Origin of the sequence: Clostridioides sp. ZZV14-6345 (assembly GCF_020657775.1) — a bacterium.
Taxonomy (GTDB): Bacteria; Bacillota; Clostridia; order Peptostreptococcales; family Peptostreptococcaceae; genus Clostridioides; species Clostridioides difficile_D.
Genome location: NZ_JAGWCX010000002.1, coordinates 80,000 through 103,473 on the forward strand (window position 1 = coordinate 80,000; position 23,474 = coordinate 103,473).

The following is a 23,474-nucleotide window of genomic DNA, read 5'->3' on the forward strand; positions in this document are numbered from 1 at the left end:
GTTTTAAGGTTCTAAAACAATAAGTTATAACTATAAAAATGGCTGTTAAGACTACAATACTTATAAGTAAAAATACTTATGGTATATTAGTTCATAACAGCCATTTTTATTTTAAATAAATAATTTTAGTCAATAATCTGAGTTTATAGCTTAAATCAAACCTTAAATTAAAGGATTTAAAGAAGCTATTCTAGTTGTAGCTACATAAACTCTAGATATTTCATACCATGTTTTAAAATCTACTACTCCGCTTTGAGGTAAACCAAAGATTCCTTGGAATATCCTAACAGCATTTTCTGTATCTGTTCCATATATACCATCTTCTCTCACTTTTGGTACAGCTGGATAAGAGTTAGATATAGCATTTAACTGATTTTGTATAGTTCTAACATATTGTCCAGAAGAACCAACCTGTAGTGTAGTACCAGGGAATGATACTGGTACACCACTTACTATAGGTGCTCTTTCAAATATTATTTCATCTCCATAGAAATATCTTAGTATACTTTCATAATCGTATCCTTGGTCACCTAAGTCCTTACTACCCCATTGAGTCATTTGGTCAGGACATTGAGATTTCTGTCCATCACAGTATTGTGCTAATAGTGGCTGTCTTGATGTAGGAGGTCTTTTTATAAATGTATTGAATATAGCATCTACAACTACGTTAATTGGTTCAAATAAGTTTCTATTATTTATAAATTTATGGTCGTATGCTGTTGTTGAGGTTATTGTAAAATTATATCCTTTATTTCTATACCATTCAGTGAAGACTCTATTTAAAGTAAATGATATTATAGCTATTACATTTGCATAGATTGTCTGCTCAGGCCAAGTTGAATATATTTCAGATGATGCTATATTTTTAATGTACTCTTTGAATGGAATCCAATAGTTTGGAGCTGATGAATCTTCTGGTAAACCATCATGAACTACTATAAATTCAGGCACTACAGGGTTATCTAATACAACGAAACCAGTAGGAGGTGGTAATGGTTTTAAGTTACTTTCTGGAATCTTAGGAGGATAAGTACCATATAAAGTATGTTCTCCTATGTCAAAAATCAACTCGCTTTGTCTTGAGAAAGAACGCTTACTTCTTGTTCTAGGAGACATGGGAACTCCCTGTCTTGCTTCAATTGTAGCTAACAACTGTGTTCCTTCTATGACAACTGTTTCATATCCATCTGCTATGGCTTCTACTATATACTGGCTGTAAGGTCTAACATCAGATGGCTGTAGAGAGTAATCTACATCTGGTGCTGGTAATACTAACCCAGTCACTTGACCAGATTCATTACTTCTTAGGTTTTGGTATAAAGTTGAAGAGCTTTGGCTACCATTAGACATTGAATATATATTTACTACTGCATTTTGAATGGGTCTATTGTTAGTAGCGTCGATTATGCTTACTGTTAAGAAACCATCTTGCATCAAATCACCCTTTCTTTAAATGAATTTAGTTCCCTTATATTTCAAGATATGAATATAGCTTGAGATTTGTTAAATAATATAGATATAAATTTAAATTTTTTTAAGTATTTTAGTATATTTGTATTTAAGTAATTTAAAATAATTTAATGTATATTTTAGGGTGTATTTAAAACAAAATAAGCTAAAAATAAGTAGATGATATAAATCAGAAATGAATTAAAATTTTGAAAGGAAAATAATCTATGAAGCTGGATTTATTTTTATTATCAATAGTTCCTATATTGATAGGTATGTTTTGGATAAGGTCTAAAGATAGATATTGTAGAGAACCTCTAATTCATTTAATTAAATTTTTTTTAATAGGTGCTTTTCTAAGTGTTATAATTATACTTTTAGAAAATTTACTGATAAAGGTTAATGTATTTGATGGATATTCAGAACTAATCTATGTATCATTTGTAGTTGCAGGACTTGTAGAAGAAGGTGTAAAAGCTCTGATACTAATTCCTGCACTAATCAAAGAAAAACATTTTACTGAAAAGCTAGATGGGATTATTTACTCTGTATTTTTAGCTTTGGGATTTGCAACAATTGAAAATATAGTTTATATTTTTTCTGAGAGTAGAAATCTAGCACTGCAAGTTGGTATTAATAGAGCAGTTATCTCTATACCAGCTCATGTAATGTTTGCAATTACTATGGGTTACTATATTTCTAAGTATAAATTTGAAAAAAACAAAAATAAAAGACGTGAGTATTTATTTATGGCTGTGCTACTTCCAATTTTATTACATGGAGTTTTTGATTTCATATTGATGATAGAATATAGATGGGCTATTATATTACTTATAGTTTATGTAATAATTTTGTGGAAGATAAATCTTGATAAACTTGAGAAATATATGAATCACTCTAAAAAAGTATTTTTCGGTAATCTTAAGAAAAAGAAATAAAACTTTAGAGAAAGGCATAAACAATTAAAAATAATAAATGACAAACAAGCGAAGCAGATTGAAGGGGGATTATAGATTTGACAAAGTTACCAAAAGAGTTTTTAGAAGATGTTGAAGAGATACTACAAGATGAATACGATGATTTTATAAAAAGTTATGAAGAAGATAAGACTACTGGTCTTAGAATAAATACACTAAAAATTGATAAGAAAAAACTATTCGATTTAGATTTATTTGAGTTGAGTCAAATACCATGGGCAGAAGAGGGTTTTTATTATGATGATAAAATTGATAGACCTGGTAGAAATCCACTGCATGAGGCTGGAGCATACTATTTGCAAGAACCTTCTGCCATGATTGTAATACCAAAGGCAGATATTAAAGAGGGTGAAAAAGTTCTCGACATGTGTGCTGCTCCTGGTGGAAAATCTACATATATACTCTCTAAACTAAATGACACAGGTCTATTGGTTTCTAATGAAATTAATGCTAGTAGAATTAAGGCTTTAGGGGAAAACCTAGAGCGATTTGGAGCGAGAAATTGTATTATAACAAATACTGATTCTAATAGCTTAAGAAAGACGTTTAATGGGTATTTTGATAAGGTAATTATAGATGCACCTTGTTCTGGGCAAGGTATGTTTAGAAAGGACGAGGTTGCCATATCAGATTGGAGCTATGCAAAGGTAGTAGAATGTCAATCCATTCAAAAAGAAATTATAAGAGATGGATATAAAATGTTAAAGAAGGATGGTATTTTAATTTACTCAACTTGTACTTTTTCAAGAGAAGAAAATGAGCATGTTATAAATGAATTTATTAGTGAATATCCATATGCAGAACTTATTGAGATGGAAAGATTATGGCCTCATAAGATAAAGGGAGAAGGACATTTTGTTGCTAAAATAAAAAAATCAGAAGAAGAAGAGTGCAATGTCAAAGAATTAAAAATAAAAAATTTAGATAAAGAAATAAAGGATTATAGGGAGTTTGAAAAGAAATTTTTAAAGGTTGATTTTTATAGTAATAAAAAAAATAAATTTTATTTAAGAGGAGAAAATTTGTACCTACTTCCTGAAATATATCCAGATACGAAAAAACTAAAAGTATTGAGATACGGTTTGCATTTAGGGGTTTTAAAGAAGAATAGATTTGAGCCTTCTCATGCACTATCTCATTATTTAAAAGTTGAAGATGTAAAAAATGTTGAAAACTTCAGTGTACAGAGTGAATCAATTCTTAAATACTTAAAAGGGGATGTTGTAAATTCTAATGAGAGTAGAGGATGGGTTTTGGTTTCGGTTGAAGGTATACCTTTAGGTTGGGGAAAAGAATCTGCTGGTGTAATTAAGAATCATTATCCTAAAGGTCTTAGAAAAGTATTTTAAACTAGTAGAAAAAAGAAGTATAATATTTATATTGTAAGTTTATGGTAGATTATTTTGCTATAGCTTGACTTATTATTTAACACAGAGGAGACGATTTTAGTGGGTGAAGCAGTTAAAAAAGAAGTTGTAGAATGGATAAAAGTGATTGTCATAGCTCTTGTTTTGGCATTTTTAATAACTCGTTTTATAGTGCCAACAATAGTCAAAGGAGAATCAATGTATCCTACACTAGTTGAACGTGATTACCTAATAGTTAATAGAATTGCGTACAAAGTAGGAGAGCCAAAATACAAAGATATAATAGTATTCAAAACCGACTTAACAGAGGAAAATGGAAAGAAAAAAGACTTAGTAAAAAGAGTTATCGGGGTTCCTGGTGACCATGTAAAAATACAAGACTCCAAGGTATATGTAAATGATAAATTGTTAGATGAGGTTTCCTATATACATAATAATCTCACTGATGGAGATATTGATATTGTAGTTCCAGAAGGAAAATTATTTGCTATGGGAGATAATAGAGAAAAAAGTTTAGATAGTAGATACGATGAGGTTGGATTGGTCGACGAGCATACCGTTTTAGGAAAAGTTCTAGTCAGATTGTATCCATTTTCTAAGATAGGGACTATTGACTAAACATATAAAATTTGGAGCAATCGCTGATTAACTGAAATCACCAGACCATGCACAATAGTTGTCTATATAAAAAGACAACACCTTATTTAGTAGACTTATCTAAAAGATAATGTTTAAGAAGCATTATCAATAAAGATAATATAACTATAAAGGAGAATTTGTGAATGAGTGAAACTATTAAAGAAGAGATTGTAGAGTGGATAAAAATAATTATTACTGCACTTTTTTTTGCATTTATTATAACTCGTTTTATAAAACCAACATTAGTAAATGGAGAATCAATGTACCCAACACTTAAATCACACGACTATTTGGTAGCAAACAGAATGACATATAAATTATCAGAACCAAAATGTGGAGATATAATGATATTTAAGACTGACTTATTACAAGAGAATGGAAGAAAAAAAGAGCTTGTAAAAAGGGTTATAGGCGTACCTGGTGACCATCTAAAGATTAAAGATTCTAAGGTTTATATAAATGGCAAGTTATTAAATGAAGTTTCATATATACATGATAATTATACTGAAGGCGATATTGATATGGTGATTCCTAAGGGAAAAGTATTTGCGATGGGAGACAATAGAGAAGTAAGTTTAGACAGTAGATATAAAGAAGTGGGATTAGTAGACGAAGAAAATATTAAAGGAAAAGTTATTTTAAGGGTATTTCCTTTTACAGATATAGGTATTTTTGAGTAGGTGATGTGTATGGCAGTTGGTATAGCATCCTTATTATTTAATATTGAGGATGCTTTAAATATTTGTAAAAGTATAAAGCAAATAACTCATTTAGAGATTGGAATTGACAATATATCTGAATGTGGAGATTTATGTAAATATAAAGATGTAATTTCTGAACTAGGATTATCTGTAGGGATACACTTTCCTATGGAGTTAAATACTTGCGAAAACATAGAATATATAAGAGATTCATGGATAAATTTTATTGAGAAGATAGAATTTGAGCTTAAAGGGTTTGATATAAGGTATTTTAACCTTCATTTGGGATATGTTATGACAAGTAGAGTTAAAAAGAATAGGGACAAATATTTAGAAAATAGTGTGGATTTTTTAGATAAATTAAATACAAATTCGTATGTATGTATAGAGAATACTTATTCAAAAGGTGGAGATTTTTCAAATATTGGAAATATATCCTACGATTTTGAATATATATTTAAGAGGATTAAAAATTCTAAGATTTGTTTTTGTTACGATACTGGACACTGTTTAATTGATGAGGATGATTATGTAAAGAACTTAAAGGATAAAATAAGACTGATACACTTAAGTGATAATGATGGTATCAATGATACACATATTGGTATAGGAAAAGGAATTTTATCTGAAGAGGGGATTAAAGAGGTCTTAAAATTAGATGCAGAATATTTAGTATTAGAAATAAATTACGAAGACATTGAAGATACTATAAGTAAATTGAATCATATTGTAGGAGAGGGTTAAATACCTCTCTTTAACTTGTTGATATGCCTCATTGATTAAAATTTATATTCATCAAAAGGAAGGAGAGATGTTGAAGTGAAAAAAATAAATTTAAAAATAGACGGAAAAGATAAGGAATATTCATTGGAAGAAAATTCACTTGGAATAAGACTGGGTGATATAGCAAAAGAATTCTGTGATGAGCATAAGGGTTATATAACACTTGCAGTTGTAGACAATAAATTGAAAGAGCTAAACTGTAGAGTGAAGAAGGATTGTGAGATAAATTTTTTAGATACTACTAACGAAGATGGAGAGAGAGTTTACTTTAGAGTCATGTCATTTGTATTTGTAATGGCTTGTAGAGAGATATTCTGGAATAGCAGAGTTACAATAGAACATTCACTATCTGATGGGCTATACTGTGAGGTTCATATAGATAGAAAACTTGAAGAAGTGGATGTTGAAAATATAAAAAACAAGATGAAAGAGATAGTAAATAACGATTATGTTATAGAGAAGATTGAAGTTACAAGAAACGAGGCCATTTCTATATTTGAAAACAATGAAATGTATGAAAAGGCAGAGCTTTTAAAATACAAAGAGTATGATAGTACTAAAGTATATAAGTGTAGAAACTATATAGACCATTTTTATGGATATATGTTACCATCAACTGGTTATATAAAATCATTTGATATTAAGCTTTACAATGGAGGTGTTATAATTTTAGGTCCTAGTGAAGAAGATAAGACTCTTCCTATGAAATTTGTACTTCAACCTAAGCTATCAAGTGTATATTATGAAGCAGAAGAATGGTCAAGACTTATGGGAATTGATAAGGTAGTATCTCTTAACAAGATAATAGAAAACAATGAGTATGGAGATATAATAAGAACTTTTGAAGCATTGCATGAAAAGAAATTATCTCAAATAGCAGACATGATAAAAGACAACAATAAGAGAGTAGTTTTAATAGCAGCTCCATCTTCATCTGGAAAAACGAGTTTTGCTCACAGATTATCAATACATCTTAGAGTGAATAATTTAAGTCCTATTTCGATTTCTTTAGATGACTATTTTATAGATAGAAAGCATACTCCTTTAGATGAATATGGAAATTATGATTTTGAATCAATTTATGCTATAGATTTAGATAAATTTAATTTAGACTTAAAGAGACTTTTAGCAGGTGAAGAAATTGATGCTATAAGATTCAATTTCAAAGAAGGTAAGAGAGAATATACTGGCAAAAAAATAAAGATAGACTCAAATCAACCAATTATATTAGAAGGTATACATGGGCTAAATCCTATTTTAACATCATCTATACCAGATGAAGATAAATTCAAGATATACATAAGCGCCCTTACTCAAATAAATTTAGATGACCATAATAGAATTCCTACTGCTGATTTGAGAATGATAAGAAGAATTGTTAGAGACTATAATTTTAGAGGATATAGTGCTGATAATACTATCTTACAATGGGCATCAGTTAGAAGAGGAGAAAAGAAGAATATATTCCCATACCAAGAAGAGGCAGATGCTATATTTAACTCTGCTTGTGTATATGAATTGGCAGTTTTAAAACGATTTGCGAAACCTTTGTTGGAAGAGATAAAAGAGGATAATCCTGCTCACATTGAAGCGACTAGATTGCTAAAGTTTTTACAGTATTTTGTTGAATTAGATGATACTTCTGATATACCAGGTATTTCAATTCTTAGGGAATTTATTGGAGGAAGTAAAATAGTTGATTAATATATGTGTGATAGGTTATTTTACAAAGATTAAATAGCATAGCAAGTAGTGTGATTAGCATATGTGAAGTATATTAAGTATTAATTGGAGAATTAAATTAATACAGATTTTAAAGTTTGAGTTGATATATAAAAAGGCTTGTTTTATACTTTTGTATGAACCAAGCTTTTTATTTTAAATTTTACTTTCTATTTAATATTTTTGTTAACTTATGTGATTACTCTTTAAAAGAGTAAAAGTTACTAAATTATTAAACTATTTAAATTGTTTGAAAAATGAATTGATTCTTGTAGAAAATAGTTTTAAAGTATAATTTTTTTTAACACTGTTTTATTATACTATAAATCTGTGCTAAAATAGAATATATAACATAATATAAGAGGTGCCTATGAATACGTTAGATGAGACATTATTAAAAGAAATTATAAGTTCTAATAAGAAGTATACTAATTATGGACAAGTCGCTAGTTACATACCAGAATTAAAAAACGCTAGAAGAAATGATTTAGGAATTTGTATTATAGATAGCGAAAATAATCTTTATAGTGCTGGAAACTGTAGCACAAAGTTTACTATACAAAGTATTTCAAAACCTATTGTGCTTGCTATGGCACTTATGGACAATGATTGGGAAGACGTTTTTTCAAACGTTGGAATGGAGCCAAGTGGAGACCCATTTAATTCGATAATGAAACTTGAAATTAATGACACAAAAAAACCCTGTAATCCAATGATAAATGCAGGGGCTATAGTAACTACTTCTCTTATAAATGGGAGCTGTTTGGAAGAAAAAGAAGAAAGAATGCTTAGTTTTTTTAGAAAATTAGCAAAGAATGATAATATAGGAATAAATTATGATGTCTATAAGTCTGAAAAAATGACTGGTGATAGAAACAAAGCAATGGCTTACTTATTGAAAAGTGATGGATTTATCAGAGGTAATGTAGAAGATGTTTTAGACCTTTATTTTAAACAATGCTCAATTGAAATAGATTCTGTAGATTTGGCTAGAATTGGCGTAAATCTTGCTAATTATGGCGTGGATATAGAAAATGGTGAGCATTTAATGAGTGAAATGGTTTCTAGAATTGTCAAAACATTTATGATGACTTGTGGAATGTATGATGCTTCTGGGGAATTTGCTATTAAAGTTGGAATTCCTGCAAAATCTGGAGTTGGAGGTGGTATAATGGCTTCTGTGCCAGGGCGTATGGGTATTGGTGTTTATGGACCTGCACTTGACAAAAAAGGAAACAGCGTCGCAGGAGTTAAGGTTTTAGAGGAGTTGTCAAATAAACTCAAATTAAATATTTTTTAAAATTTTAAGAAAGGATTTTTTTGACAACAACATATAATTTAATATATAATTAAATTGTAAAGAAGTATGAATTAAATAAATTTTTTAGGAGGGGTCAATGAAAGAGGTATTGGTATTACGAGATTTGGAGTGCATAAAGGCTATTGCTCATCCACGTAGAATAGATATTCTAAAAGCATTTGACAAATCGCCATTGTCAGCAAAACAATTATCTCAATTATTGGAAGAACCTCATGCAAAAATAAACTACCATATAAAAATGTTATACAAAGTTGGTATTTTAGAATTAGTTGAGGAAAAGATAAAGTCGGGGATTGTGGAAAAATACTATTATCCAAGTGCAAAAAATGTGGTTATAGGGAATAGGATACTTAATTTTTCTTTAGACAATGGGGAAGAAAAAGAAGAATTGTACATATCAAAATTTGAAAATATGAGTGAAGTTTTTTATAAGGCAGCAGAGGAAGATGTTTTAGAAAATGAAAATATAGTTGATTATCATGATATTTCTCTTACTCATGATGAATTAGTTGAACTTAGTGACACTATGAAGTCAAAGATAGATGAAATTTTAAATAAAAGACAACACAATGTTGAAGGTTCTAAGTATGATATAGCTATGGTTGTGATTCCTACACTTGAGGAAGAATGTCCTAGTTAGAACTATTAATTATGGATTAATTAAAAACATAAGATTAGAGATTGAACATCAAAATTTACTTAATAATCAAAAAATAGTTTTTGGTATGATTTGGTATGAGTAAATAATGATTTTTAATCTCTATTTTTTTGTCTCCATATACCTATTGTATTTGTAAGAGAGATATAATATATAGGCTATGTTAGCCCTCTTCGTGATAAATATGGCATAAAAACAACCACACCTTAGACTTTTCAATACATTGAATTCTAAGATGTGGTTACTTCTATAACTTACTATAAATTGTTCGTAATATATTAATATTGTGAATTTCTACACTAATTTTTCTATTTTATATACTTTCTAGTATTACCCATACAAGTTGCCTTTGTTGATTATTAGGTGTACCGTTATATGTACCGTCATACACAAAGTTTACTTTGATGTTATTTTCATTATCTACATACTTATGAGATTTTAGTCCTTGCTCTTTATCATACCAGTATTCTTTATAATTAGTTCCTAATATATCTGTAATTTGGTCAATATCTTTAAATTTATTTTCTTTACCTATTGATAAAAGATTATACTCTAAAATATTTAACCATATTTTATCTACATAATTATTGGTATTTGTTTTAATTTGCAACTCTTTAAACTCATAATTATATTCATTGTCAATCTCATCTTTTGCTTCATATTTCGATAAATCCAACGTATAGATAGATTGTCCTAATGATATATTATCTATTTTGATACTATTCAAATCTGTACCTTCTACAGATGTACAACCTATAAGCATTAATAATGCCATACTAATTATTGCTAAATATATTTTCTTCATATTGATATCCCCTATAATTTAATTAAATAAAGTTCACTTCGCATTATATAACAATTGCGAACTTGATTATATTATACAAAATATTCAATTATTTTCCAATTACAAAATGGTTTCATTGATTTGAAGTAAAGTTCCTTATTTTAGGTTAACTCAATGAATCTATTTCTAATAGTGGCTCTAGTTACATATGTATCTTTAGTAGCTACATTCACTAGCATATCTTTAATTCGGTCACCCTTTTTATTCTTCTTACTTAGTTGGAGAAATTTAAACCAAGCCAAATAAATTGTTTATATATTTTGTAGATACACCATTAAAAGGCATTAATCATCTCTTAAAGCTACTATGAAGAGCATTTATATGCTGTAAATGGTAAACACTATCTATCATTGATTTTCCTCTAGGAACTTGCTTTAATTCTATGTTCAACTTGTCTTTTATTTCTACATATGATTTATGTGAATCTACACAAAAAGTAGCCTCTTCACATATTTTATTGTCAAAGAAGTCAACTATTTGATTTGTTGTAATTCTACCATTACAAACTGCACCCATAATGATATTTCCTTTTCTATCAATTGCTGTCTCTATACAAATCTGCTCTTTTGATATTCCTCTTTTCTTCTTATCATTTTTACCTTTACCTCTTTTTCTAGGGTTTCTAGGCATTACAAATGTAGTACTTTTAGAATGATTTCCTTTAAAAGACTCTTTAATAAAGCATTCGTCAACTTCAACTATACCTTCAACTTTATCATTTTTTAATGATAGATTGATTACATCAAGTATCCTATGACGCATGTAGAAAGACGTTTTAACACCTACACCGACTTCTTCAGCACATTTTCTTATAGAAAGTCCTAATATCATTAATTCACAGTATTTTAGCCATTTATCTAAGCCTAATTTTGTATTAGAGAATGGAGACATAGTAAACTCATCAAAACTTGTGCGACAACGTTTACAGATATATCTTTGTCTTCCGTTAGATTTACCGTTTTTATTTACATCCTTACATTGACATTTTGGACATTCGTATCCCTTGGAAAATCTACTTTCTTTAACATTATCTCTAATTTCAGAAGAATTAAATAAAGTACTTAATACTTCTTGTGCTACTGAAATTAACTCTGTAAGTTCATTCTTTTTTAAATCTTTTATCATAGCTTTTATATCTATTTTTGGCATAATATTAGGTATCCTTCCTGCAAATTAATTGAAATATAGTTTATATCTAAATTATAGCCTATTTTAGATATAATTAATCACGAAGTTAGCTAACATAGCCAATATATAAAATGTATACACTATCTAAGAAGTGCTTAGATAATGTATATAAAGTATGTAAGATTATAATATTTGAAATTTATTAAAATGGGTATAATTAAACTGTAAATATTAAAAGTTAATGTAAATGGTAGAAATATATTAAAAAAGGATTTAGATTAGTGCAAAAGCACTATCAAATAGGAATATCCATCTTCAAATGTTGATTTAAGGTAGTTAAGGTGGAGTAGTTCAAAATTAAAATTGAGTACAAGTTGGAGTACAAATAAAGGAGATAAATATGATTAAATTAGGAACACATCTTTCAATAGCAAAGGGATTTGCCAAGGCAGCTGAGACAGCTGTATATATTGATGCAAATACATTTCAATTTTTTAGTAGAAACCCAAGAGGAGGAAATGCTAAAGAATTTGATGAAAAAGATATAGCTAAATTTCAAGAGATTAGAAAGACAAATAATTTTGCACCACTACTTGCACATGCTCCATATACTATGAATTTAGGTGGCACAAAGGATGATGTATACGAATTTGCAACAAGAGTGATAGATGAGGATATAAGAAGGATGGACTCATTAGGAATTGAATACATGTGCTTTCATCCAGGCAGTCATGTAGGTGGTGGAGTAGATTTTGGTATAGATAGGATAGTAAAAGGATTGAATAATGCAATTAAGGGTGATGAAAATATAACCATACTTCTTGAAACTATGTCAGGAAAAGGTACTGAAATAGGCTTTAAGTTTGAGCAATTAAAAAGTATAATAGATAAAATTGAACACAAAGAAAAAATAGGTGTGTGTCTTGATACATGTCACATTTTTTCAGCTGGTTATGATATAGTGAATGATTTGGATGGAGTCTTAGAGGAATTTGATAAGGTCATAGGTATAGACAGATTGAAAACTGTTCATCTAAATGATAGTATGATGCCATTTGGAGATAAAAAAGACAGACATGCTCCTATAGGGGAAGGGAAAATAGGATTAAAAGCATTGATTGATTTTATGGAACATCCTAGTCTAAAACACTTACCATTTTTCTTAGAAACTCCTTTTGATGATGAAGGTCACAAGAGAGAGATTAAGATGATAAAAGAAATACTATCTAGTAAATAAAACTTTATTAAAGATAAGTGAAATACTCCACCCTCAACGTAATTAGGGTGGAAATACAATAATGAAATATACCAATTTAAATTAAATGGATAGGAACAATATAAATTGTATACAAATGAACTGGATATAAAGTATGATTATATTATGAATAGTATGTAAATATATTGCAAAGATTCTCATAATTTGTTGTATAATTAAAGGTAACATATTTATATTATATAAAAATTAATTAAAAGTTAGGTGGGGAAAGATATGAGAAATTTAGGCAATACAAATATGAAAATAAAGAGAGTTGGTTTTGGGGGAATTCCTATACAAAGGATTACTCAAGATGATACTAACTTAGTTATAAATGAGTTAGAAAAACAAGGAATAAACTTTATTGACAGTGCAAGAGGGTACACAATAAGTGAGGAAGCAATTGGAATTGCTATTGAAGGAAAAAGAGATAAATTTTTCTTAGCTACTAAAAGTATGTCTAGAGATTATGATTCAATGAAGAGAGATGTTGAGATAAGTCTAAACAATTTTAAAACTGATTTTATAGATTTATATCAATTCCATAATGTTAAAGAAGAGGAATATGATAATCTTTTTAAGGATAAAATGGCTTATAGTGCCCTTTTAGAGGCAAAAGAGCAAGGTAAGATAAAGCACATTGGTATAACTAGTCACAATCTAAAGACTATAGAAAAAGCTATAGAAGATGGAAAATTTGACACTATACAATTTCCTTATAATATAGTTGAAGAGCAAGCAGATGAAGTATTTAAAAAAGCTCATGAAAAAGGCATTGGGATAATAGTAATGAAACCTCTAGCTGGAGGAGCTTTAGATAATGCTAAATTGGCTATTAAGTATATACTATCTAAAGATTATATAGATGTAGTTATACCAGGTATGGAGAGTGTTGAACAGGTTAGACAAAATGTCTCTGTACTTGAAAATCTTGTACTAGATGAAAAAGATAATAAGGAAATTGAAGAAATAAGAAATTCTTTAGGTAAAAAATTCTGTAGAAGATGTGAATATTGTATGCCTTGTGCTGTAGGAATAAATATACCATTGAGCTTTTTATGTGAAGGTTATTATACTAGATATGGATTAAAAGAGTGGGCTAAAGAAAAGTATGAGGTTATGGATGTTAAACCTACTGAGTGTATTGACTGTGGGCTTTGTGAGAGCCGATGTCCATATGAACTTCCTATAAGAGAAATGCTAAAGACTGTTGTCGAAAAGCTAGGATAGATTTTATTTATTGAAATCGGTGTAGTAAATTTACTCCGATTTCTTTTTATTGGATATAGTCTTATATACAAATATTAAATTTACATAGTTACAGGTATTATATAAATTTAATATTTGTTTAATATTTGTGTGAGGATAGATATAACACAATTATTATTGTTGTATTAGCATAGTTTCAGATACTAGAGCATCAATATAATGTCAAATAACACATGAAATCTTTATTTTTCAAAGATATTATAGGATATATCATATTTAGATACTGGATAAAGTTCAATTTCAACCCTAGGGTTATCCTTATCTATAAAATCAAATAAAAGTACTGGTTTAAGCTGTTTATCATTTTTTATTATTCCACTTTTTTCAATACCATCACAAATACTCTTTGGATAATTATGTAAATCCCCCATTCTCTTGTTTGGGAAGAATAATTTTAAGACTGTTATTAGATTTTCTTCGACAGTTTCTCCTTGATACTGTTGGTTTATAAAACCTGCAATCATGTTTTCGTATGCAAGATACTTAGAATATTTTCCCTTTGAAGGCATCCATGCTTGACCATTTATATTATGAAGCTTAAAATTAGATTTACTAATAGGTCTACCTGGAATTGTTATTTTAATCAAATTGTTCACCATCCTTATACATTATTTATTATAATCTGTATATGATTTAAAATCAAATTCTTGTTTAAAGTGTTTTTACAAAGTTACTTTGTAAACTTTTCTACTTTAGGTATGGTAATATAAGACAAGTGTTTTATCTACGAATTTTAAAATCTGCTATAATGCTATATATACCTACATTAGACCTTCATAACACTAATGAATGTAAACTTAGTGGAGAGAATAAAAATAGGACTGTATAAGTCGAGTAAAGACTTAATAATAAACATTGATGTAAATGGAATTGGATAAATTTGCTTGAATTATTTTTGTTTAGTTTTCTTAATAAACAATAATGTTAATGGAGTATTAAATATAATAAAAAATCTTCTTATTTTATTTATAGGGAGAATGTCAAAATATAATTAATAATATTTGAAGTTTTAGAGCCTAGATTAAATAAGTTAAAAAGCTTAGAAAGATTAAATAGATTAAAAAGGAATAATTTTATGAATAATAAGGAATTAAAAGAATTTTGTAATTTGATAGGATTAAAATGTGTAGGGATAGCTGGTGTAGATAAGTATGATAATCTGAAAAAGATACTTGAAGATAGACATCAAAAAGATTATTTGACTGGTATGGAAGAGGTAATCATTGAAAACAGAATTAACCCAAGAAATATAATGGAAGATGCTAATTCTATAATAGTGTGTGCATTTCCATATCATATAAATAGACAAGAAAAGAATGAAAATTCAAATTTATCAAGATATTGTCACGGTAAGGATTATCATATTGTAGTAAAGGACTTTTTACAACAAATTTGTGATTATATTTCTGAAAAAGTAATAGATTTTGAATATAAGATATTTGCTGATAATGGACCATTAGTTGACAGGTATTTAGCTTATTTATCAGGAATAGGATATTTTGGAATAAATAACAATATCATAACTGATGAATATGGTTCTTATGTATTTATAGGGTATATAGTAAATAATTATAAGTTTGAAGAAGATAAACCACTAGAAAAAAGTTGTTTTAAATGTGGTAAGTGTGTAAAATATTGTCCGGGAAATGCTATATTGGGAAATTATGATATGAATCCTAAGAAATGTTTATCATATATAACTCAAAAAAAAGGAGATTTGTCAAAGGAAGAAAAAGATGTTTTAAAGAATAGCAAAAAGATATTTGGGTGCGATATTTGTCAAGAAGTGTGTCCGCATAATGTTGAAATACCAACAACTCACATTTTGGAATTTAAAGAAAATATAATAGATTATTTGGATTATGATGAGGTACAAAATATTTCAAATAAAGAATTTAAAAGAATATATGGGGATAGAGCTTTTAGTTGGAGGGGGAAAAATATAATAAAGAGAAATATGGAAATAATTTTAGATAAGTATGATGACTAATAATAAGAGTCTGTTTCATATACTTTAATGTGTATTTACTTTAACACTTGTTGTGTAAAAGTCATATTATATCATTAAAGTTAAATATGGGGAGGCGGGGGAATATTGAAATATAATAATACATCTGAAATAAATCCACTAGATTGTATACTGGGTCAAGAAAGAGCTGTAGAAGCTATGGAGTTAGGTTTAAAAATAAATAATCCAGCATACAACATATATATATCTGGTGAATCTGGAACTGGCAAAAGTACCTATGCTTTAAAGGTTTTGAATGAATATGCATCCCAAAAAAATACGCATAAAGACTGGTGCTATATATATAATTTTGAAAACCCTAGAGAACCTATTATAGTTGAGTTAGAAAAGGGGTTTGGAAAAGAACTTAAGAAAGATATGGAGAAATTAATTGAAAGCCTTTTAGAAGATTTTAAAAATGCATTTGAAAGTGAAAGTTTTGAAATAGAAAAAAATAAACTTTTGGACGAATATGAGATAGAAAAAGATATGCTTTTAAAACAAATCAAGAAATATGGAGAAGAAAAAGGATTTAAATTAAAACAAAGCAAAATGGGAATAGTTTTTATTCCTTTGAAAGAAGAGGAAGAAGAAAGCGACGCATCTGATGAAGAGTTTTACAAAGCTAAAAGAGAACTAGAAAATATGGCAATACAGGTCGTATATAAAATTAGAAACTTAGAAGAAATAGCTGAAAAAGCAGTGTTAGATCTTGAAGAAGAGATAGCTAAGCTTGTAGTAGAACCTCATATTAAGACACTGCGTGAAAAATATGAAAATTATGATAAAATTCAAGTTTATCTGGAAAATATAAAGAAAGACATAATAGAATATATGTACTTATTTTATTTAGATGAAGATGAATTAAAAGATAAGTATGATAAAGAACATTTTATTAAATACAAAATTAACCTATTTGTAGACAATGGAAGTTCAAAAAATAAAGAATCAGCACCTGTTGTAGTAGAGATAAATCCAAGTCCAGCAAATCTATTTGGAAAAGCAGAATATGATTATGCAAATGGAAATATAAAGACTGATTTCACGAAGTTATTATCAGGAGCATTTCATAGGGCTAATGGTGGTTATTTAGTAATTTACGCAGACCAACTACTAAAATATACAATGTCTTGGGAAATTCTTAAAAAGACTTTGCAGACAAAAAAAGTAATACTTGAAACACAGACAGCAATTAAACCAGAAAATATGCCACTAGATGTTAAATTAGTATTGATTGGAAGCCATTATATATATGATATTTTGTATAGATACGATGAAGATTTTGAAAAATATTTTAAAGTATTTGTAGATTTTGATAGCGAAATGGATAAGAATGAAAACAATGAAGAGGGAATAGCCAGATTTATAGCATCTCAATGTAATAAGAATAATTTAAGACATTTTACTAAATCAGCAGTTGAAGAGGTTGTTAAATTCAGTACTAGATTATCAGGTGATTTAGAAAAACTATCAACTAAGTTTAATAAAATAATGGAAGTTGTAATAGAAGGAAGTGCTTATGCAGAGTTTAGGGATTCAGAGTATACAGAGCAGTGCGATGTTAAAAAAGCAATAAATGAAAAGAGAAAAAGAATTAATAGAGTGGAAACACATATGGATGAATCAATTAAAAATGGCTTTACTTTAATAGAAACAGAGGGAAGAAAGGTTGGAGTAATAAATGGTCTGTCAGTCTTAAGTACAGGAGAATACTCTTTTGGTAGAGTTTCAAGGATTACAGCAACCACTAGCCCAGGAAGTAAAGGCATAGTGAATATAGAAAGAGAAGTAAATATGAGTGGCTCTATACATAACAAAGGAGTGCTTATATTAGGGGGCTATCTTTCAGAGAACTTTGCACAGGATTTACTATTGTCATTAAATGCATATGTTTGTTTTGAACAAAATTATGGTGGGATAGATGGAGATAGTGCGTCTTCTGCAGAATTATATGTATTATTATCCTCTCTTGGTGGAGTACCAATTAAACAAAATATTGCTGTTACAGGTTCTATAAATCAAAAGGGCGATATACAAGTAGTTGGTGGTATAAGTGAAAAGATAGAAGGCTTTTATTCTATATGTAAAACTAAAGGGTTAAATGGTGAGCAAGGTGTCATAATTCCTAAGAAAAATCAAAGAAATCTCGTTTTATCAGATGAAGTTAATGATGCAGTGCGAGATGGAAAATTTAAGATATATACAGTTGAAAGAGTGGAAGAAGCTATAGAGATATTGACAGATGTTAAATTTGAAGAAATAAAGAAATTAGTAAAAGAAAAATTAATATCATTCAGTAAAATACAAACTTTGTCAAAAGAATAAGTTTATTATAGAATTTACTGGGTATTTATGTATAATAAAAAGCAAGAACTTTAATAGGTTTTTGCTTTTTTTGTGAAATATATATATATTAAATTTTTATTTTGTATGTTTTATATATTGATGTTTATTTTTTGTTGATATAATTAAACTATGTATAAATAGCGTTTTATAAATTCGTATTTTAAAGGGGGATACTTATGAAAAATGTAAATCTAAAAGAGATAAATGAAAAAGATGTAAATAAGATTTTAGATGAGTTAGAAAAATTGTACCCAGATGCTAAATGTGAGTTAAATTATGGGACAGCCTTTGAGCTTTTAATAGCAACTATTTTATCAGCACAATGTACTGATGTAAGAGTAAATAAAGTTACTTCAGAATTGTTTAAAAAGTATAATACAGCAAGAGATTTTGCTGATTTGAGTATTGAGGAAATTAGTAAGGAGATAAAGAGTTGTGGTCTTTACAAAAGTAAATCTCAAAAAATAAAGGATACATCTGAACAGCTATGTGAATTATATGATGGTGAAGTACCTGATAGCTTAGAAAAGCTTATAAAACTACCTGGTGTTGGAAGAAAGACGGCGGGAGTTGTACTTAGTAATGCCTTTAATCATCCAGCAATAGCAGTAGATACTCATGTATTTAGAGTTAGTAATAGAATTGGAATAGTGGATGAGCCAAATCCTCAAAAAACAGAATTTGCACTTATGGAAGCTATACCAAAAGAAAGATGGTCACATTCACATCATGTATTAATTTTTCATGGAAGAAGAATGTGTAAAGCTAGGAATCCAGAATGTAAAAACTGCCCAATAAAAGAAGATTGTAATTATTATAAAGAACTTAATGAAACGAAATAACTTTTAGAAAGTAATTTGTGTAAGAGGAATTTTCTGATATAATAATACTTGTGAAAATGTTAGATAAAAAACTATTATATATTTAGATAAAAATTATTATATATAATGAAATAAAAATTATTATTAACATTATATAAATAGTATAATATTATTGTTATTCTGTTTATAAAATAAAATTTAATAAATAAGAGCGATACTTAGGGAGGATTAAAATGTCATTGAATATAGTATTAGTAGAACCAGAAATACCTCAAAATACAGGAAATATAATAAGAACATGTGCAGCAACAGGTTCAACTTTACATTTAGTAAAGCCACTAGGTTTTTCATTGGATGACAAACATCTAAAAAGATGTGGGCTTGACTATTGGGATATAGCTGATATACAATATTACGATAGCTTTGAAGAATTACAAGAAAAGTATCCAGACAGTAAATACTTTTTTTCTACAACAAAGGCTAAACAGTCACATTCGGATGTGAAATATGAAGAAAATTGTTTTATAGTATTTGGTAAAGAAACAAAGGGATTGCCAGAGCCTTTGTTGAAAGCAAATATGGATACTTGTATTAGAGTACCTATGTTGGATGTTGAAAAAGCTAGGTCATTAAATTTATCAAATTCAGTTGCTATTGTAGTATACGAGGCTTTAAGACAAATAGGATACCCTAATATGAGGTAGTTTAACAAGCCTAAATGAGAAAGGAGCATACTTAATGAAAAATCTAAAGATAATCTGTGACAGTTTATCGGACGTGCCAAAAGATTTGCTAGATAAATATGATATAGATATTGTTTCATTAACAGTTATATTGGAGGGAAAAGACTACAAGGATAGAATTGATATATCTGGAGATGAATTTTATAAAAGGCTTAGAGAAGAAAATGTATATCCAAAAACTTCTCAAGCTACTTATGCCCAATTTAAGGAAATTTTTGAGAAATATATAAATGAAGGTAGAGAAATACTTTATATAGCAGGTTCTGCCACAGCTACAGGGACATATCAAAGTGCTGTAATGGCAAAAAATGATGTAGAAGGTAAAATATATACATACGATTCTAACTTGCTTTGTATGGGAACTGGTTTACTTGTTATAAAAGCAGGAGAACTTGCAAGTGAAGGAAAGTCTATTGATGAAATATTGACTGTTTTAGATGAGTTAAAAGAGAAAGCTTTTGTTATATTTTCAGTAGATACACTAGAATATTTACAAAAGGGAGGAAGAATATCATCTACTAAGGCAGCAATAGGAAGTATATTAAATATAAAACCGATTCTTGAAATAAAAGATGGACTAGTTTCGCAAATATCTCAAGTAAGAGGAAAAAAGAATGTAATTTCTAAGATGATGGAATTGATAAAATCAAATTGTGGGGATGATTTATCAGACCAAATTGTGTATATAGGATATAGTGATGATTTTAAGGAAAAAGAACAATTATCTAAGGTTATGGAAGATGAATTAAGACCTAAAGAAATTAGATTTTTCCAAATTGGTGTGTGTATAGGTGCACATGCTGGTCCTGGTGTTACTGGTATCATATGTCTAAAAAATAAATAATATATTTTTGAATAGTAATTATTTATTTTTTTATTAAATTAATATAATATATTAAATATTGATATGCTAAATTGGATTTATTTTTGATAAAATTAAGTGTTGATATATTAGGTTTAGTTTTTAGGGAAGTGTGTAAATAGATAAGAATCTATTGCACACTTTTTTATAGTAAGATTTATTAAAAAAATTTCAAAATATGCTTGCAAATTGTATATAAAAAATTTATAAATAAGATGTAAAAGTAAATAGGATGTAAAAATATCGTAAATGTATGAGGAGTGAAATTTAATGCGTTTCAAAAAAATATTGGTAATGATATTAACTGTAGCAATGACAGCTGGAATGTTGGTTGGATGTGACAATAATTCAAGTAATAATCCTAGTTCTAACAAAAATAATAAAAATAATATAAACAATGAAAATAATTCAAAAAAATCTGTATCTATGATACTAGATATTGAAGGAACAAATAATGAAGATATGAACAATTCAGCTTTATTAGCATTAAACAATGCTCAAAAGAAATTTAATATAGATATAAACAAAGTGGAGTCAGATGATTCATCCACTTTTGATAATAGTATAGATATCTTATGTAATGACAATTATGATTTAATTATAGCTGTAGGAGCTAGATTTGCAAAACCATTGGAGAAGATAGCAAAGAAATATCCAAAGCAACAATTTGCAATTGTAGATTATGAGTATGACAAGCAACCTTCTAATATAACTTCAATTTCTTATGAAGACAATAAATCTGGATACCTAGCTGGACTAATAGCTGGAAAGATGACTGAAAGCAATAAGGTTGGTTTTATAGGAGGAATAAAGGGTTCTAGTAGGGATAAATTTGAAGCAGGTTTTAAAGAGGGTGTTAAATTTTCTAATAGTAGTATAAAGGATATTTCAGTTGAGTATGTAGATGTTTTTAAGGATAGTAAATCAGTAGAATCTATAGCTAAAAAGATGATGGATAATGGAGTGGATATTATTTTTTCTACTACTGAAGACGATTCAAAAGCTGTAATAGATGCAGTCAGGGCAAAAAATAAAAAAGTTATAGCAACAAATAAAGACCAACATGAGTTAGCTCCAGAAAATGTTATAGGTTCTATTGTAAAAGATTTTGAGAATCCTACTTATAATTTGATACAAAGTTTTGTAAAAGGAAATTATAAAGGTGGAAAAGTTATAGAAAACACAGTTGAGTCTGGAAGTACTGGACTTGCCAAAAATAGCTCTCAAAATATTCCTCCAGATGTGTTAGAATATGTTAATAAGAATAATAAATAATCTATTATGATGGCTAAGAATACTCATAACTTTAGTCATGAGGTAAATTGGCTGTTATAATAGACATATAGAGAAAGTCATATATAGAGGTAGGTCAGACCTATCCAAGTCAGGGAGTGGATTGTGTGAAAATAAAAAGTATATTGATGGCTTGCTTTGTTATAGTATTTACAATTTTTATATTAGTTATATGTAATTTTGATTTTGGGTTTGATAAAGTAAATAGAGATAATTCTAATATAAATAGTGCTAAATCGAAACAGAGCAAGTCTAAAAGTTTACCAACTTCATCAGAGAAAGATAAATCAAATAGTAAAAATGAAGAAGAAGAGTCAGAAGATTATGATTCATATGTAAGAAAAACTGTTGGAGTATTATTAGATACTGAAAACTTAAATAATGAATCATATAATAATGATGTACTATCAGCCTTAAAAAGAGCTGATGAAGATTTTGATATTAGAATAAAACTTGAAAAGCCAAAGACTTCTAAGAAATTTAAAGAAAGTATAGAAAAGCTATATAAGTCTGAACCAGATTTGATAATAGCAGTTGGAGTTAGATTTGCAGAACCAATCAAAGAAGCTGCTACTAAATATCCAAAACAGCAATTTGCAATAGTTGATTATGCTTATAAAGTTCAACCAGCTAATGTAATCTCGGTATCATTTCAAGATAATGCTACTGGATATTTGGCAGGACTTATTGCAGGTAAAATGACTGATACTGGTAAAGTAGGTTTTATAGGAGGAATTGAGGGTTCTAGTAGAGATAAATATGAATCTGGATTTAGAAAAGGTCTTAAGACTTCAAATAAAAAAGCTGAGTTACTGGTTAAGTATTCAAATGTATTTGAAAATCCTGAATCAGCTAGAACTATTGCAAAGGAAATGAGAGATTCTGATAGAGATGTTGTATTTTCAGCAACGGAAGATGATAGTAAAAGAGCTATTCAAGTAGCAAGAGAAAATGGTGGCAAAGTTATAGCTATTAATAAAGACCAATATGATATGGCACCAGATAATGTAATGAGTTCAATTGTAAAAGATGTAGAGCAACCTGTCTATGAATTGATAAAGAATGTTATAAAGGATGGTTTTAAAGGAAAGAAGGTAATGGAATTTAAAATAAAAGATGGAGAAATTGGGTTGACTCCAAAAAGCAGTAGAAACATACCACCAGATGTTTTAGAATACATAAAAAAAGAGTATAACAAGGTGAAAGATACATATTAATTATTGATGTAGAAGATATAAAAGTGTATTTGACTAAGTTCAGATTGACTATACAAAATATATTGATTAAG

Annotated in this window: 20 protein-coding genes and 1 pseudogene; 17 read left to right on the top strand and 4 right to left on the bottom strand. The window is 28.5% G+C overall.

Annotated features, from left to right (window positions below; translation table 11 throughout):
* Nucleotides 1-162: 162 nt before the first annotated feature.
* On the bottom strand, nucleotides 163-1,434 hold the full coding sequence (gene sleC / locus KGF39_RS00930; protein WP_054272499.1) for a spore cortex-lytic germination protein SleC: 1,272 nt from the start codon (nucleotides 1,432-1,434) through the stop codon (nucleotides 163-165).
* 242 nt (nucleotides 1,435-1,676) lie between these two features.
* Here sleC and KGF39_RS00935 point away from each other — a divergent pair, with 242 nt between their 5' ends.
* The 8 genes from KGF39_RS00935 (at nucleotide 1,677) to KGF39_RS00970 (ending at nucleotide 9,599) form a co-directional block, all read left to right on the top strand.
* Entirely contained in the window at nucleotides 1,677-2,387 is a 711-nt protein-coding gene (locus KGF39_RS00935; RefSeq protein ID WP_227820842.1) for a PrsW family intramembrane metalloprotease, read from the top strand.
* 77 nt (nucleotides 2,388-2,464) lie between these two features.
* Nucleotides 2,465-3,775 carry an RsmB/NOP family class I SAM-dependent RNA methyltransferase gene (locus KGF39_RS00940; RefSeq protein WP_227820843.1) on the top strand — a complete coding sequence of 437 codons (1,311 nt, stop codon included), beginning with the start codon at nucleotides 2,465-2,467 and terminating at the stop codon, nucleotides 3,773-3,775.
* Between the two features lie 99 nt (nucleotides 3,776-3,874).
* A complete protein-coding gene (gene lepB, locus KGF39_RS00945) occupies nucleotides 3,875-4,411 on the top strand; it encodes a signal peptidase I (RefSeq protein WP_227820844.1) in 537 nt (178 codons plus the stop codon).
* Between the two features lie 164 nt (nucleotides 4,412-4,575).
* A complete protein-coding gene (gene lepB / locus KGF39_RS00950) occupies nucleotides 4,576-5,112 on the top strand; it encodes a signal peptidase I (protein ID WP_054272503.1) in 537 nt (178 codons plus the stop codon).
* Between the two features lie 9 nt (nucleotides 5,113-5,121).
* Entirely contained in the window at nucleotides 5,122-5,877 is a 756-nt protein-coding gene (locus KGF39_RS00955; RefSeq protein ID WP_227820845.1) for a sugar phosphate isomerase/epimerase family protein, read from the top strand.
* A gap of 75 nt (nucleotides 5,878-5,952) precedes the next feature.
* Nucleotides 5,953-7,620, top strand: coding sequence for a nucleoside kinase (locus KGF39_RS00960; protein WP_227820846.1), 1,668 nt, complete (start codon nucleotides 5,953-5,955; stop codon nucleotides 7,618-7,620).
* 388 nt (nucleotides 7,621-8,008) lie between these two features.
* Entirely contained in the window at nucleotides 8,009-8,938 is a 930-nt protein-coding gene (glsA, locus tag KGF39_RS00965) for a glutaminase A (RefSeq protein ID WP_054272506.1), read from the top strand.
* 97 nt (nucleotides 8,939-9,035) lie between these two features.
* Entirely contained in the window at nucleotides 9,036-9,599 is a 564-nt protein-coding gene (locus KGF39_RS00970; RefSeq protein WP_227820847.1) for a winged helix-turn-helix domain-containing protein, read from the top strand.
* Between the two features lie 331 nt (nucleotides 9,600-9,930).
* On the opposite strand, the gene KGF39_RS00975 is transcribed toward KGF39_RS00970, so the two are convergent.
* Nucleotides 9,931-10,422: a hypothetical protein gene (locus KGF39_RS00975; RefSeq protein WP_227820848.1), complete on the bottom strand. Its 492-nt coding sequence runs from the start codon at nucleotides 10,420-10,422 to the stop codon at nucleotides 9,931-9,933.
* Nucleotides 10,423-10,562: 140 nt separating this feature from the next.
* Nucleotides 10,563-11,610, bottom strand: a pseudogene (locus KGF39_RS00980) (IS1595 family transposase).
* Nucleotides 11,611-11,989: 379 nt separating this feature from the next.
* On the opposite strand from KGF39_RS00980, the gene KGF39_RS00985 reads away from it, so the two are divergent.
* Nucleotides 11,990-12,826 (top strand): deoxyribonuclease IV, encoded by an 837-nt coding sequence (locus KGF39_RS00985; protein WP_227820849.1) that lies wholly within the window; start codon nucleotides 11,990-11,992, stop codon nucleotides 12,824-12,826.
* 252 nt (nucleotides 12,827-13,078) lie between these two features.
* Entirely contained in the window at nucleotides 13,079-14,074 is a 996-nt protein-coding gene (locus KGF39_RS00990; RefSeq protein ID WP_054272509.1) for an aldo/keto reductase, read from the top strand.
* Nucleotides 14,075-14,295: 221 nt separating this feature from the next.
* Here KGF39_RS00990 and KGF39_RS00995 read toward each other — a convergent pair whose 3' ends face one another.
* Complete coding sequence (locus KGF39_RS00995; RefSeq protein ID WP_009895581.1) at nucleotides 14,296-14,700, bottom strand: RusA family crossover junction endodeoxyribonuclease; 405 nt, start codon at nucleotides 14,698-14,700, stop codon at nucleotides 14,296-14,298.
* Nucleotides 14,701-15,188: 488 nt separating this feature from the next.
* On the opposite strand from KGF39_RS00995, the gene queG reads away from it, so the two are divergent.
* The 7 genes from queG to KGF39_RS01030 all read left to right on the top strand — a co-directional run bounded on the left by queG (nucleotide 15,189) and on the right by KGF39_RS01030 (nucleotide 23,403).
* The gene (gene queG / locus KGF39_RS01000; RefSeq protein WP_227820850.1) at nucleotides 15,189-16,103 is read left to right on the top strand and encodes a tRNA epoxyqueuosine(34) reductase QueG; all 915 of its coding nucleotides are present in this window, start codon (nucleotides 15,189-15,191) and stop codon (nucleotides 16,101-16,103) included.
* Between the two features lie 105 nt (nucleotides 16,104-16,208).
* The gene (locus KGF39_RS01005) at nucleotides 16,209-18,446 is read left to right on the top strand and encodes an ATP-binding protein (RefSeq protein ID WP_227820851.1); all 2,238 of its coding nucleotides are present in this window, start codon (nucleotides 16,209-16,211) and stop codon (nucleotides 18,444-18,446) included.
* Between the two features lie 197 nt (nucleotides 18,447-18,643).
* Nucleotides 18,644-19,309: an endonuclease III gene (gene nth / locus KGF39_RS01010; protein WP_227820852.1), complete on the top strand. Its 666-nt coding sequence runs from the start codon at nucleotides 18,644-18,646 to the stop codon at nucleotides 19,307-19,309.
* A 212-nt stretch (nucleotides 19,310-19,521) separates the two neighbouring features.
* Complete coding sequence (gene trmL / locus KGF39_RS01015; protein WP_107594122.1) at nucleotides 19,522-19,992, top strand: tRNA (uridine(34)/cytosine(34)/5-carboxymethylaminomethyluridine(34)-2'-O)-methyltransferase TrmL; 471 nt, start codon at nucleotides 19,522-19,524, stop codon at nucleotides 19,990-19,992.
* Between the two features lie 34 nt (nucleotides 19,993-20,026).
* Complete coding sequence (locus tag KGF39_RS01020) at nucleotides 20,027-20,875, top strand: DegV family protein (RefSeq protein ID WP_227820853.1); 849 nt, start codon at nucleotides 20,027-20,029, stop codon at nucleotides 20,873-20,875.
* 288 nt (nucleotides 20,876-21,163) lie between these two features.
* The gene (locus tag KGF39_RS01025) at nucleotides 21,164-22,168 is read left to right on the top strand and encodes a BMP family ABC transporter substrate-binding protein (RefSeq protein WP_227820854.1); all 1,005 of its coding nucleotides are present in this window, start codon (nucleotides 21,164-21,166) and stop codon (nucleotides 22,166-22,168) included.
* 125 nt (nucleotides 22,169-22,293) lie between these two features.
* Entirely contained in the window at nucleotides 22,294-23,403 is a 1,110-nt protein-coding gene (locus KGF39_RS01030; RefSeq protein ID WP_227820855.1) for a BMP family ABC transporter substrate-binding protein, read from the top strand.
* Nucleotides 23,404-23,474: the final 71 nt, after the last annotated feature.

What these genes read in the sequence shown, in the direction of transcription:
- queG (WP_227820850.1), top strand. Translation starts at nt 15,189, where the DNA reads ATGAATAATAAGGAATTAAAAGAATTTTGTAATTTGATAGGATTAAAA.
- KGF39_RS00975 (WP_227820848.1), bottom strand. Translation starts at nt 10,422, where the DNA reads ATGAAGAAAATATATTTAGCAATAATTAGTATGGCATTATTAATGCTT.
- KGF39_RS01020 (WP_227820853.1), top strand. Translation starts at nt 20,027, where the DNA reads ATGAAAAATCTAAAGATAATCTGTGACAGTTTATCGGACGTGCCAAAA.
- trmL (WP_107594122.1), top strand. Translation starts at nt 19,522, where the DNA reads ATGTCATTGAATATAGTATTAGTAGAACCAGAAATACCTCAAAATACA.
- KGF39_RS00970 (WP_227820847.1), top strand. Translation starts at nt 9,036, where the DNA reads ATGAAAGAGGTATTGGTATTACGAGATTTGGAGTGCATAAAGGCTATT.
- sleC (WP_054272499.1), bottom strand. Translation starts at nt 1,434, where the DNA reads ATGCAAGATGGTTTCTTAACAGTAAGCATAATCGACGCTACTAACAAT.
- glsA (WP_054272506.1), top strand. Translation starts at nt 8,009, where the DNA reads ATGAATACGTTAGATGAGACATTATTAAAAGAAATTATAAGTTCTAAT.
- KGF39_RS00955 (WP_227820845.1), top strand. Translation starts at nt 5,122, where the DNA reads ATGGCAGTTGGTATAGCATCCTTATTATTTAATATTGAGGATGCTTTA.
- nth (WP_227820852.1), top strand. Translation starts at nt 18,644, where the DNA reads ATGAAAAATGTAAATCTAAAAGAGATAAATGAAAAAGATGTAAATAAG.
- lepB (WP_054272503.1), top strand. Translation starts at nt 4,576, where the DNA reads ATGAGTGAAACTATTAAAGAAGAGATTGTAGAGTGGATAAAAATAATT.
- KGF39_RS00935 (WP_227820842.1), top strand. Translation starts at nt 1,677, where the DNA reads ATGAAGCTGGATTTATTTTTATTATCAATAGTTCCTATATTGATAGGT.
- KGF39_RS01025 (WP_227820854.1), top strand. Translation starts at nt 21,164, where the DNA reads ATGCGTTTCAAAAAAATATTGGTAATGATATTAACTGTAGCAATGACA.
- KGF39_RS00985 (WP_227820849.1), top strand. Translation starts at nt 11,990, where the DNA reads ATGATTAAATTAGGAACACATCTTTCAATAGCAAAGGGATTTGCCAAG.
- KGF39_RS00990 (WP_054272509.1), top strand. Translation starts at nt 13,079, where the DNA reads ATGAGAAATTTAGGCAATACAAATATGAAAATAAAGAGAGTTGGTTTT.